At 66.1% G+C, this 12,854-nt stretch carries 11 protein-coding genes; 3 read left to right on the top strand and 8 right to left on the bottom strand.

Features of this window, described 5'->3' with window-relative positions; translation table 11 throughout:
• Positions 1-1,723 (top strand): OmpA family protein (locus AX729_RS41405; RefSeq protein WP_061028021.1); only part of this gene is annotated, 1,723 nt, incomplete at its 5' end.
• A 55-nt stretch (positions 1,724-1,778) separates the two neighbouring features.
• Here the strand turns inward: AX729_RS41405 and AX729_RS31155 are convergent.
• The gene (locus AX729_RS31155; protein ID WP_061028019.1) at positions 1,779-2,735 is read right to left on the bottom strand and encodes a homocysteine S-methyltransferase family protein; all 957 of its coding nucleotides are present in this window, start codon (positions 2,733-2,735) and stop codon (positions 1,779-1,781) included.
• 231 nt (positions 2,736-2,966) lie between these two features.
• Here AX729_RS31155 and AX729_RS31150 point away from each other — a divergent pair, with 231 nt between their 5' ends.
• Positions 2,967-3,587 (top strand): TetR/AcrR family transcriptional regulator, encoded by a 621-nt coding sequence (locus AX729_RS31150; RefSeq protein WP_061028018.1) that lies wholly within the window; start codon positions 2,967-2,969, stop codon positions 3,585-3,587.
• A 98-nt stretch (positions 3,588-3,685) separates the two neighbouring features.
• On the opposite strand, the gene AX729_RS31145 is transcribed toward AX729_RS31150, so the two are convergent.
• The 7 genes from AX729_RS31145 to AX729_RS31115 all read right to left on the bottom strand — a co-directional run bounded on the left by AX729_RS31145 (position 3,686) and on the right by AX729_RS31115 (position 11,484).
• On the bottom strand, positions 3,686-5,443 hold the full coding sequence (locus AX729_RS31145; RefSeq protein ID WP_061028017.1) for an alkaline phosphatase: 1,758 nt from the start codon (positions 5,441-5,443) through the stop codon (positions 3,686-3,688).
• Positions 5,444-5,560: 117 nt separating this feature from the next.
• Entirely contained in the window at positions 5,561-6,898 is a 1,338-nt protein-coding gene (argG, locus tag AX729_RS31140) for an argininosuccinate synthase (RefSeq protein ID WP_061028016.1), read from the bottom strand.
• A gap of 93 nt (positions 6,899-6,991) precedes the next feature.
• The gene (locus AX729_RS31135) at positions 6,992-7,768 is read right to left on the bottom strand and encodes a phosphatase PAP2 family protein (RefSeq protein ID WP_061028015.1); all 777 of its coding nucleotides are present in this window, start codon (positions 7,766-7,768) and stop codon (positions 6,992-6,994) included.
• Between the two features lie 82 nt (positions 7,769-7,850).
• Positions 7,851-8,345 carry a hypothetical protein gene (locus AX729_RS31130; RefSeq protein ID WP_061028020.1) on the bottom strand — a complete coding sequence of 165 codons (495 nt, stop codon included), beginning with the start codon at positions 8,343-8,345 and terminating at the stop codon, positions 7,851-7,853.
• Positions 8,346-8,471: 126 nt separating this feature from the next.
• Entirely contained in the window at positions 8,472-9,674 is a 1,203-nt protein-coding gene (gene rlmN, locus AX729_RS31125) for a dual-specificity RNA methyltransferase RlmN (protein ID WP_061028014.1), read from the bottom strand.
• A gap of 200 nt (positions 9,675-9,874) precedes the next feature.
• On the bottom strand, positions 9,875-10,525 hold the full coding sequence (locus tag AX729_RS31120; protein ID WP_061028013.1) for an invasion associated locus B family protein: 651 nt from the start codon (positions 10,523-10,525) through the stop codon (positions 9,875-9,877).
• Between the two features lie 119 nt (positions 10,526-10,644).
• The gene (locus AX729_RS31115) at positions 10,645-11,484 is read right to left on the bottom strand and encodes an SDR family oxidoreductase (protein ID WP_061028012.1); all 840 of its coding nucleotides are present in this window, start codon (positions 11,482-11,484) and stop codon (positions 10,645-10,647) included.
• Positions 11,485-11,703: 219 nt separating this feature from the next.
• Here AX729_RS31115 and AX729_RS31110 point away from each other — a divergent pair, with 219 nt between their 5' ends.
• Entirely contained in the window at positions 11,704-12,678 is a 975-nt protein-coding gene (locus tag AX729_RS31110) for an NADPH:quinone oxidoreductase family protein (protein WP_061028011.1), read from the top strand.
• The last annotated feature ends 176 nt before the right edge of the window (positions 12,679-12,854 follow it).

The raw sequence follows: 12,854 nt of genomic DNA, 5'->3' as shown, positions 1-12,854 counted from the left end.
GCCACCGCCTGCGGCACGTCCGGCGGCTCCACCGCCCACGCCGGCGACACCTCCTCCGCCCGCGGCACGTCCGGCCACTCCGCCGCCACCCCCGGCAGCGGGTCCGGCGGGCCGGCCTGCGCCTGCGCCCGCGGCGACACCGACGCCCGCAGCACCGCCCCCAGCCGGTGCGCCTGCGGCGCGTCCGGGGTCCCCGGCGCCAGCAGCCACCCCTGCTCCGACAACGACACCCGCACCGACGGCAACACCTGCGCCAACCGCCACCCCGGCTCCCGGCAGCACGCCTGGCGCGCCGCCAGCCGGCCGCCCCGGCACACCGCCGCCCGGACGTCCCGGCGCCCCGCCGCCGGCCGGATCTCCGGCTCCCGGTGCCGCGCCCGCTCCGACGGCGACGCCAGCTCCCGGTGCCACTCCGACAGCGCCGCCTACCCCGGGCGCGACGCCCGCCCCCGGCGCGACGCCATCGCCGACGGCTACGCCGGCCCCGGGTCCACAGGGTGGAACACCTCCGGCCGGCGCACCCGCAGCCGGGACTCCGGCTGTGCCGCCGCAGGCTGGTGGCCCGGCAAGGCCGCCGGCGCCTCCCGCCGGCGCCGCGGCGCCGACCGTCGTGCCCGGCACGCCAGCCGCAGCGCCGCCGCCCGACAGAGCGCAATACGCGCCGCCCACAGTGAGGCCAGCCTTCCGCACCGCGCCGACGGTCTCAGCCCCGTTGCCGCCGGCGCCGCGTCCGCCGCAGCGTGACCTGACGCCGCTCGCGGTCGGCGCAGGCGTGGTGGCCGGCGCCGTGATTGGCGCCACCATCGCCGACCTGCACAACCAGCGACGCGAGACCATCGAAGGCGGCCGCACCGTCTACACCGAGCCGGACCGCATCATCATCCGCGATCCGGGCGGGCAGGCCTATGTCCGTGGCAACGATCTCTATCGCTTCCGCTACGGCGCCCGCGACATCCGGACCGACACGATCGGCGGCGAAACCCGCACCGTCGTGATTCGTCCCGATGGCAGCGAGATCATCACCGTGGTCGGCCCCGACGGTCGGCTGATGCGGCGCATCCGCAGGGACCCCGCGGGGCGCGAGGTGATCATCATCGACAACACCTATCGCGATCCGCGATCGGTCGGCGGCTTCTATGTCGACGTGCCGCCGCCGGTGGTCAACATCCCCTATGATCGCTACATCGTCGACGCCCAGGAGGCGTCCCCGGACGTGATCTACGCGACCATGCAGGCACCGCCGGTGCAGCGAATCGATCGGCGTTACTCGCTCGACGAGATCCGCTACAGCCCCAATGTCCGCATGCAGATGCCGAGCATCGACGTCAACACGATCAACTTCGAGACGGGATCGTGGACCATTCCGCCGGACCAGGCCGCCCGGCTGCAGGTGATCGCCGACGGCCTCAACCAGGCGATCCAGCGCAATCCGCGCGAGGTGTTCCTGATCGAGGGCCACACCGACGCGGTCGGCAATGAGGTCGACAATCTCTCTTTGTCGGACCGCCGTGCGCAATCCGCGGCCGAATTGCTGACGCAGCAGTTCGGCGTGCCCGCCGAGAACCTGACGTCGCAGGGTTACGGCGAGCAATATCTGAAGGAGCAGACGCAAGGGCCAAGCCTGATCAACCGGCGCGTCACGGTCCGCCGCATCACGCCGCTGCTCAACGGCGGCCAGGCCTCGCTGCCGCCGCCCCCGCCCGGCACCGCTCCGCCGCGCTGAGGCATCAGCCACGAACGCAAATGGCCGGGAGCGATCCCGGCCATTTCATTTTGTGTTACGCACTCATCGCTTCCGACGGCACGCAGGCCTCGCAAACCGCCGCAACGTGCCGGTGATCGGTGCCGCAACAGCCGCCGAGAATCCGCATTTGCGGAAACGCGCGCCTGAGCGAGAGATAGCGGCGGCCGAGATCGAGGGGATCGCCGCTGTCGAGCGTCTCCGACTCGTCAAGCTCGGCATGACTCTTCGCCGATGCATTGGCCCTGATGCCGTGGATGCGCTGGACCCACGATTCGCCGGCCGCGAGTGCGCCGTCGAAATGGGTCGGATGCGCGCAGTTGATCAGGAAATATTCGCATGCACGCTCCGTTGCGGCGTCGACGGCTTCGATCGCCTCGCGCAAGGACTCTCCCCGGACGAGGCGGCCGTCGGTCTCGACCGTGAAGGAGATCGCGACCGGAATTTTCTGGCCCGTGGCCGCACGCACCACGCCGACGGCTTCGTTGATGCTGTTCAGCGTGAACGCCGTCACCATGTCGGCGCCGGCCTCTGCGAAAGCCGCGATCTGAGCCGAGTGGTAGGCTTCCGCTTCTGCGGCGTCCATGTTGCCGGCCTTGTAACCGTCGCCCCGCGGACCGATCGCGCCGTTGATCACGCATGGCGTGCGAGGCGTCTCCCATGCGCCGCGCAATTCGTCGAGAAAGCGAATTGCCCCCATGTTGACGGCCTTGAGCGCGGCCGCATCGTAGCCGAGCTTGGCGGCCCAGTCAGGGTTGGCGCGCCAGGTCGGGCTGTCGAGCACGAAGCCGAGCCCGCGCTGCCGCGCGATGCGGAGATAGGCTTCGTAGTAGCGCTTCAGATGGGCGCGGCCGTCCGCGCTGTCGAGCAGCACGAATGCCGCGAAGTGGGGCAGCTCCAGCCCCTCGTGAAAGATCAGGGTGGTTTCCATGCCGCCGTCGGTCAGGAAGATGCCGCCTTGGTGCTGCGGCAGGGCGTGTCTGTATCTGGCCATTGATCGCTCCATCATCTGCACGGGCCGCTCCCTTCGTTCGGTCGCGTGATGCCCGCCTTCGGTCGCGGGCAACTGGTGCCGCATAATGTCGCGCTGCTCTAGACGTCTGATGGTGCGGCTGAACTTCCGCCCGCAAACGGATACAAATCAAAGACTTGCGTAAACCAGCGGATCGGCGCGGTTGTCCCACGCGGCAGATTCCGCACCGTTGGTATGGTTTTGGAGGGATCGATGGGAAAGGGCGAAGCGACGCGCGAGCGCATTCTCGAGATCGCGGAAGCGGCGGTGCTCGCAAAGGGCTTCGGCGCAACCTCGATCGACGAGGTCATCGCCGAGGCAGGACTGACCAAGAGCGGCTTCTTCTATCACTTCAAGGACAAGAACGCGCTCGCGCGGGAAATGCTGCGCCGTTACGTGGACACGAACGATCGCCTGTTCGAGGACATCTTCCAGCGGGGGCGTGAACTCTCGGACGATCCGCTGCAATCGTTCCTGATCTCGCTGAAGCTGCTGGCCGAGGTCATGGCCGATCTGCCCAACGGCCATCCGGGGTGCCTGATCGCCAGCATCTGCTACCAGGAACGCCTGTTCGACCGCGAGGTTCGCGACCTGACCGCGCAATCGGTCCGGAGCTGGAATGCGCACTTCCGCGCGATTCTCGACGGCATCGCCGCCGTCTATCCGCCGCGCGAGCCGATCGACCTCGACGATCTCGCCGAGATGATCTCCTGCGTGGTCGACGGCGCGATCATCATGTCGAAGACACTCAACGATCCGAAGCGGCTGGAGCGGCAGATCCTGCTCTTCCGCAGCTGCGTGAAGCTGGTCTTCGCTCCGGCTCCCTCATCGTGAAATGCATGTGACCTGAGCGAGCCGGAGTCGGACCGTCTTGCCGCGTCCGTCTGCGGGAAGAGCGCAATCGTATCGCGGCTCGCAAGCGAACATTCGCATCATTGGCCCGCGGCCAGCCCCAACGCATCGGCCATGACACGGAACACGTCGGTGTTGTCCATCGAGCCGTGCACGCTCTCGCTGCCCGGACCGGTCGCGGTCAGGATGACGTCCTCGCCCGAATGCACGCTGGCGCCGATCATCGCCGACAGATTGCCGGGGCGCAGCACCGCACCCGGAACATCCTTGTATTTGTCGTTGGCCTTGAAGGTCCCGTCGTCGCCGGCCTTGACGGTCGGCTCGTTGGGATTGTCCAGCTTCGGCCGGAACGTCTCGTAGTGATCGGGTAGGCTGGCGGAGAAAATGGCAAGCCGCCGGCTGACGTCGATGCGCGCCGGATAGCCTTCCGCGTCGGGCGCCGGATAGTTGGGAAAGCCAGCCCGATCGTAGACGCCGACGCGCTCGCGCAGCGGCACGTTGGGCGTGGTAGCCATGTCGTCGTTCACCGTGCCGACGAGGCTGTTGGGATGATTGTGGTCCGCCACGACCAGGATGAGAGTGTCGTCGCCGCGCGCCCGCGCCCATTCACGCGTCTGGCGCACCGCATTGTCGAGCATGATCGTGTCGTAGACGGCCCGCTCCATGTCGAGCAGATGGGCATATTTGTCGATCATTCCGGATTCGACCATCAGGAAGAAGCCGGCCCCATTCCGCGACAGCAGTTGCAGCGCCGCCTGCACCTGCTCGGTCAGGTCGGGCTGCTCAGGGAATTTCCTGACGCCGCCACCCTTCAGGAATTTGCGGTCGAGCACACCATCCATGTTGCCGGTGGCGAACAGGCCGAGCAGCTTGCTCGTCTCCTGTTTTGCGGCCGACGCGCTGAGCTCGCTCGCAGTGGTCGCCACCTGATAGCCTGCATCTCGGAACCTGGCGATGTAGTCGGTCTCGTCCTTGCGCTTCGAGCCGACGGCCGACTTCGGCAGGAAATTCGCGCTGCCGCCGCCCATCAGGACGTCCGGCTTCGCCGCAAAGAACTGGTCGACGATCTCGTCATAGGCGGCACGGCGGCGCGTGTGCGCCACCATTGCCGCCGGCGTCGCGTCTTCGATCTCGGTGTTGGTGACGACGCCGATCGCCATGCCGTGCCGCCTCCTGGCAAGGCTGGTGATGGTTTCGACCCGGGGATCGTCGAACGGGCTGGCGCTGCGATCCGCATAGACCCCCAAGGCGTTGACGGCGCTCTTGTGTCCGGTCGCATAGGCGCTGGCCGCGTTCGCGGAATCGGTGATGATCGAATCCGAGCCTGCGGTTGCCACCAGCGCCATATGGGGCATGTCGTCGATGGCGAGCTTGCCGCGGCTCTTGCCCTCCGAGATTCCCTTGGACAGGATGCGCGCTGCGACCCGATGCGCCGGCGACATGCCATCGCCGATGAACAGGATGACGTTCTTCGCCTTGCGCGGACCCGTGTCGTAGACCGACCATGTGACGCTGCGCTGGTGCGTGCCGTCGCTCACGTCCACGACCACGTTGCCCGGCGTGGTCAGCGTGACGTCGCGCAGGATCAGGGCCGACTGATCCTTTCCGTCCTCGCGGTCGATGAAGGCCCCGGCACGGCCGAACGCGGTCGCATAATCCGCGCCGTTCACCGTGATCTTCAAATTGGCGGGATCGACCGGACCGGGGAGCTCGACCTTGAAGTCGAACCGGGCCCCGGCGAGGATCTCGGCACGATCGATCGGATAGACCGTCTGCGCCGGTACTGATGATGTCCAACAGAGGACGATGAGAGAGGCGAGTGCCGATCCCCTGACCATGCTCGATGCTCCGCAATCCGGTTTCCGACAGGAACGGGAAACGTAGCGATCGAGAATGACACCGTCATTAAATTCGTCACCCGGATTTCGCAGCGCTACATCCGAGCCACGAAGACGTCACCCCTTGTCGCTCTCCAGCCGGAAGATCTGCGAGCCTTCGCTGCCCGAGAGCAGGCCGGTCTCGCTGTAGAGCTTCAGCTTGGTGCGGGTGTCTGCGATGTCGAGGTTGCGCATGGTGAGCTGGCCGATGCGGTCGGCCGGCGTGAACGCGGCGTCCTCGACCTTCTCCATGCTGAGCCTTTCCGGCGCATAGGTGAGGTTCGGGCTTTCGGTGTTGAGGATCGAATAGTCGTTGCCCCGGCGCAATTCGAGCGTGACCTCGCCGGTGACGGCGCGCGCGACCCAGCGTTGCGCGGTCTCGCGCAACATCAGGGCCTGCGAGTCGAACCAGCGGCCCTGATAGAGCAGGCGTCCGAGACGCATGCCGCTGATGCGGTATTGCTCGATGGTGTCCTCGTTGTGGATGCCGGTGACGAGGCGCTCATAGGCGATGTGCAGGAGCGCCATGCCCGGCGCTTCGTAGATGCCGCGGCTCTTCGCCTCGATGATGCGGTTCTCGATCTGGTCGCTCATGCCGAGACCGTGGCGGCCGCCGACGGCGTTGGCTTCGAGGAACAGCGCGACGGGATCGGAGAAAGTCTGGCCGTTCAGCGCAACCGGCTGGCCTTCCTCGAACCGCACGACGACCTTCTCGGCCTTGACGGCGCAGTCGTCGCGCCAGAACGGCACGCCCATGATCGGGTTGACGATCTTGATGCCGCTGTCGAGGCTCTCGAGATCCTTGGCCTCGTGCGTGGCGCCGAGCAGGTTGCTGTCGGTCGAATAGGCCTTCTCGGCGCTCATCTTGTAGGCAAAGCCCTGCGCGGTCATGAACGCCGACATCTCGGCGCGGCCCCCGAGCTCGTCGATGAACTGCTGATCGAGCCAGGGCTTGTAGATCTTCAGGCCGGGATTGGTGAGCAGACCGTAGCGGTAGAAGCGCTCGATGTCGTTGCCCTTGAAGGTCGAGCCGTCGCCCCAGATGTTGACGCCGTCTTCCTTCATCGCCGCGACCAGCATCGTGCCGGTGACAGCGCGGCCCAGAGGCGTGGTGTTGAAATAGGTGATGCCGCCGGTCGAGATGTGGAAGGCGCCCGACTGGATCGCGGCGATGCCTTCGTGCACCAGCTGCGTGCGGCAATCGACGAGGCGCGCCTTCTCGGCGCCGAACTCCATCGCCTTGCGCGGGATCTCGTTGTAGTCGGCCTCATCCGGCTGGCCGAGATTGGCAGTGTAGGCGTAGCAGCGCGCGCCCTTCTGCTTCATCCAGAGCAGCGCCGCGCTGGTGTCGAGCCCGCCCGAAAACGCGATGCCGACTTTCTCGCCCTTGGGCAGGCTTTTCAGGATCGTGGTCATGGGGCTTCCAATCGGGTCTCAAGGGCTGGTGAAGGTGCGAACTTGACCGCGCGAATATCAAATTTCGCAGGGCTCGGCACCCCTTTAATGGGCTCAAACCGAGGGCTCGGGACCGGTCTTGCGGCCGAACAGGCGCTGGCGGAGCCGGTAGCCGGGCATGTTCAGCCGGGTCAGGGCGGCATCGACCGCCTCATCCGAGAACCGCGTCCGCGGCCAGCGGTAAATCAGCGCGTACATGAACCAGATCACGACGAAGGTCACGAGGCCGGCGATGGAAACGTCGGTGAAGAAGTGGCCCCCGAAGGCCATGCGCAGCCCGCTCGTCAAGGCGCCGAACACCACTGCGGCAGTATAGGCGAGCGGGCGCCACGGCGGCGGCGCCAGCGCAGCCGGCGCGAGCGTCCAGAACGCGGTCGCACCCTCGCCCGAGAAGAACGAGCAGTTGCGCGCGCAGCCGCCGCGCGGATCCCACCACGGCACGAATTGCTGGTCGCCGGCAAACTCCGTCACCACCACCGGGCGCGGCCGGCCCCAATAGGTCTTGAAGGTGAGGTTGGTGAGAATGCCGGCCGACAGGATGATCGTGACCAGCAGGAACACCATCGCGCGGCCCGACACCAGCAGCGGGCGGTCCGGCCGTATCATCTTGACCACGAGCGCGACCAGCGACGGCAGCACGAAGGCCCAGGCGACCCACATCGCAGCGTCGCGCGCGAAGTTGGCCCAGCCGTTCAGCTTGAGCGGAAACGTCCTGGTCTCGGGGTCGAAGAACAGCGCGGCGAGCTTGAGATCGAGCTCGGGATAGAGGCCGAAAACGACGCCGATCACGAGCCACAGCGCCAGGGCGATGAAGAGTCCAGTCCGGTTCATGGCGCGCGGTTTAGCGGAGAGAGACGGAGATGAAAACCCCGGGGAGGTGGCCATCCTCCGCTGGAGTGGGAGGGTCAGAAAATCACCGCGTATCCGGCCGCGAATTCGACGGCAGCGGTGGAGGCGGCTGGCGCGCAGGCGGCGGATTGCGCCAGGCGCCCGCGTTGCGGCCGGCGATCAGCCAGTAGACCACGCCGGCGGCGATGCCCGCGCCGGTCATGATCTCCAGATGCCGCCGCACGATACCCTCGAACTGGAACGTGTCGGGATGAAAGGGAACGAGGCCGAGATAGCAGGCGAGCCCCACGACGCCGCCGCCGACGGCATAGGCGAGCGCGCTGCGGATGTAGAGTGCTTCGGTGATCGCGACGATCACCGCCGCCGGCACCAGCGCGAAGCCCGAGACGAAGATGAAACCGAAGCCGAGCAGGATGTCGATCGTGCCCTGGTCGACGGGACCGGCGCCGAGATCGGCGAATTCCGGAAACAACAGCGCGACGACGACGATCATGCCGCCGACGAAGCAGGCGGCGAGGAAGCCGATGAAGATGACGACGAGGCGGCCGATCAGGGACATGACGGGAAAGCCAACGTTGTCGTCATTGCGAGCGCAGCGAAGCAATCCAGACTGTCCCCGCGGAAAGACTCTGGATTGCTTCGCTGTGCTCGCAATGACGAGGATGCGAGAGCGTCGCCGCCATCATCAATCCGTCATCGCCATCGCGCGAAGCGCCTGGCGCTCGCGTGCGCTGAGCTTCTCGGTTTCCGACTTGAGCTGGCCGCAGGCGGCGAGGATGTCGCGGCCGCGCGGGGTGCGCACCGGCGAGGAATAGCCGGCGTTGAAGATGTATTCGGAGAATTTCTCGATCTGGTCCCAGTCCGAGCATTCATAGGCGGTGCCGGGCCAGGGGTTGAACGGGATCAGATTGATCTTGGCGGGAATGCCCTTGAGCATCTTCACCAGCAGTTTCGCATCGTCGAGCGAATCGTTGACGCCCTTGAGCATGACGTATTCGAAGGTAATGCGGCGCGCATTCGAGGCACCGGGATAGTCGCGGCAGGCCTGCAAGAGCTCCTTGATCGGATACTTGCGGTTGAGCGGCACCAGCTCATTGCGCAGCTCGTCGCGCACCGCATGCAGCGAGATCGCCAGCATGACGCCGATCTCCTCGCCGGCGCGCACGATGTTCGGCACCACGCCGGAGGTGGACAGCGTGATGCGGCGGCGGGAGATGCCGATGCCTTCATTGTCGCCGACGATCAGCAGCGCATCGCGCACCGCGTCGAAATTGTAGAGCGGCTCGCCCATGCCCATCATCACGATGTTGGTGACGCGGCGCGTGCCGTCCTCGCGATCGGCCCAGTCGTTGAGACGATCCCGCGCGACCATCACCTGTCCCACGATCTCGCCGGCGGTGAGATTGCGCACCAGGCGCTGCGTACCGGTGTGGCAGAAGGCGCAATTCAGGGTGCAGCCGACCTGCGAGGAGACGCAGAGCGTGCCGCGGTCGGTCTCGGGGATGTAGACGCACTCGACCTCATGCGCCTTCTGAACGGAATCGCCGCTCGGCAGCCGCAGCAGCCATTTGCGGGTACCGTCGCTGGAGATCTGCTCGGCCACGACTTCGGGCCGGTCGACGGTGAAATGCTGGGCGAGCTCAGCGCGAATACCCTTCGAGATCGAGGTCATCTCGTCGAAGCTCTGGGCGCCGCGGAAATAGATCCAGTGCCACAGCTGCTGCACGCGCATCTTGCGCTGCGCCGGCGCGACGCCGATCTCGCCGAGGCGGTCGGCAAGCTCGGTGCGCGACAGGCCGATCAGCGACGGCTTTGCCGGCGGCACATAGGTTTCGAGCGGAGTCTTCTCCACCAATGTTGCGTTGTGCGGCTCGGTCGTCGGTTGCATTGAATGGACCTGGGATAACTGCCGTTTGAATTCGTCATGCCCGGGCTTGACCCGGGGATCCACGTCTTTCGTCAATCGCGGTTACGCGTGGATGGCCGGGTCAAGCCCGGCCATGACGACCGAAATTGTGGAACCGCCCCTATATAGCAACCGGAATTGCCGATTGCGACCTTATCGCCCGCAGCCTTAACGCCTGCGCCTTACCGCTTGCAGTCCTGGGCGATCTTGTCGAGCGCCTGGGCGAGGCCCTTGAGCGAGAAGGTGTCGGTCGTCTCCGTGCCCTTGGCCGACACGCCCTTGACCACGAGATCGGCCGATTTGCGCATGGCTTCGACCATCCGCTCCTCCTCGGCCGCGTTCTTGATCCAGAGGCCGTCGCCCTGCGTGTACATCGCGAAGGCGGCACCGCCGACCTCGACGGTCGATTCCGAGCCCGGCTTCAGCGCGTAGCCGATCATGACCGAGACCTCGTTGTTCACCTTTTCGGCCGGCCGGGTCGACACGAACGCATAGGCGGGATCGCGGGGCCGATTCGGCGGGTTGGTCTTCGAGGACGAGGGCTTTGCCAGCGCGAAGCAGACCTTCTTGCCGTTGGGCGTGGCCGCGTATGCTCCCCAGGTGCCGAACTGGCCGATCAGGGTCGGCTCCGCACTGCCCGCAACCGCCGCGGGCGGGGCCGCCGGTTTGCTCTCTGGCTTCGCGGCCGCCTTCGCCGTCGTATTGGCCGGCGGAGCGGTCGGCGGCTTCGGTGACGCCTTCGGCGTCGGTTGCGCCGCCTGCGCCCACGCGGAATCGGCGATCCCACCGGCCGCCACGCCAGTCATCAAAGCTAAAATCAGCACCCGCCACATGCTGGAGTGGTTCCCTCAATATTGTGACTGGAAGATGGCCCGACCGCGCGTTGTCCCCGGGCAGGGATAGCGGGGAAAGTTCAATTTGGGAAGGCAGTTAGCGGCGGCATCGGCGGCGGCTAGGCCTTGGATCGGGCTGTGCGCTGCTCGGCCCATTGTGTCTCGGTCCAGCGCAGCAAATCCTCGGCGCCGGAACTGCGCAAATGCGCGCCACCGTCGATCACCACCATCTCCCCATTGATGTAGCCGGCCCGGTCCGACACCAGGAAGCTGGCGAGATCGGCGAGCTCGCCATGCTCGCCCGTGCGGCCGAGCGGATTGCGTGAGGCCCAGCCTTCATCGCGGCCCTCGGGGCGGAGCTGTCCGGAGGCGCCGGCGGTCGGAAATGGACCCGGCGCGATCGCGACGGTGCGAATGCCCTTCGGGCCCCACTCCACCGCAAGGCTCCTGGTCATCGCCAGCACCGCGGATTTCGCCATCGCCGACGGAACCGTGAAGGCGCGGCCGGTGATAGTGGAGGTCGAAAGGATCGACAGCACGACGCCGCCATGCTTGCCTTCGATCCAGCGCCTGCCGGCCGCGAGCGTGCAATACATCGCGCCATGCAGCGTCGGCGCCAGGATCGCATCCGCGGCGCGAAAGGAGAGGTGTTCGCTCTGTGCGATGAAGGTCGCGGCAGCGTTGTTGACGAGGATGTCGAGCGGCGCCTCGCGCCAAATTGTGTCCATCATAGTCTCGACGGCAGCGCCATCGCGGACGTCGCAGGCGATGGTGGTGACCTTGCCGCCCGTCTCCTCGCGCATCTGGCTCGCCGTTGTTTCGAGCCGGTCGAGCTTGCGCCCGCAGATGACGAGCTCGGCGCCGAGCGTGAGGAAGCGTCGCCCCATCGCGGCGCCAAGACCGGAGCCGCCGCCGGTGACGAGGATCCGTTTGCTCTCAAGCAGGCCCGTTTCAAACATCGTTTGAATCCTCCTTGTTATTGTTTCGTCATTGCGAGCGCAGTGAAGCAATCAAGAGTCCGTCCCACGGAAATAGTCTGGCTCGCTTCGCTGCGCTCGCAATGACGCGAGGATAGGGCTGCCCATCGCTTTGGGTAAAGAAACCGGATTGTCGCCCGTGCTTAAATCCGGCAGAAACGGCAAAACTATAATTCCACTCGAAACGCCCCAGGTGCCGCCATGAAAGCCATCCTCTGCTCGCAATATTGCCAGCCCGACGATCTCGTGCTCGCCGAGGTGCCAGATCCCGTGGCAGGGCCCGGCGAAGCCGTGATCGCGATCAAGGCGGCGGCGCTGAATTTCTTCGACATCCTGATGATCCAGGGCAAGTACCAGATCAAGCCGCCATTCCCGTTCTCGCCAGCGGCGGAAGTCGCGGGCGTGATCGAGAGCATCGGCCCCGGCGTCACCGACCTCAAGGTCGGCGATCGCGTGGTGGCTTCCTGCGGCCACAACGGCGCGCGCGAGAAGATCGCGCTGCCGGCGGCGTCGATCGTGAAAATCCCCGATAATCTCGACTACGACCGCGCGGCCGGCATCATCATCATCTACGGCACCGCGCTGCATGCGCTGGAAGATCGCGCAAGCCCCAAGCCGGGCGAGACGCTCGCGGTGCTCGGCGCGGCCGGCGGCACCGGCCTCGCTGCCTGCGAGCTCGGCAAGCTGATGGGCCTGAAGGTGATCGCCTGCGCCTCGTCGGAGGAGAAGCTCGAATTCGCCAAGGCGCATGGCGCCGAGCTGACGCTGAACTACGCCAAGGAAGATCTGAAGGAAGGCCTGCGCAAGCTCACCGGCGGCAAGGGCGTCGACATCATCTTCGATCCGGTCGGCGGCGCCTATGCGGAGCAGGCGCTGCGCTCGATCGCCTGGGAAGGCCGTTTCCTCGTCATCGGCTTTGCCGCCGGCGACATCCCCAAGATGCCGCTGAACCTCGCGCTGCTGAAGGGCTGCGACATCCGCGGCGTGTTCTGGGGCGCCTGGACGCGGCAGAATCCAGAGAAGAACCGCGCCAATCTCGAGAAGCTCGTGAAGTGGACGGCGGAAGGAAAGATCTCATCGCATGTCGACCGCACCTTCCCGCTGGCCCAGACCGCGGACGCGCTGAAGGTGCTGGCGGGACGCCAGGCCATGGGCAAGGTGATCCTGCATCCGTGAGGATGTCGTGGCGAATGGTGTCGCAACGCCAGCGCCACATACCCAACTGTCGTCGCCCGCGCAGGCAGGCGATCAAATATTCCGAGACGGTAGCGATTGAACCGACAGGCCACAGCGTACTGGGCGGATTCAACCGTTCGTCGCAACACCCTGTTTATCGCTCACTCGTAGCAATT

This window comes from Bradyrhizobium sp. CCH5-F6 (assembly GCF_001556045.1).
Lineage (GTDB): Bacteria > Pseudomonadota > Alphaproteobacteria > Rhizobiales > Xanthobacteraceae > Bradyrhizobium.
The sequence above is the reverse complement of the archived record's forward strand: the minus strand, read 5'-3'. Positions and strand labels throughout refer to the sequence as shown.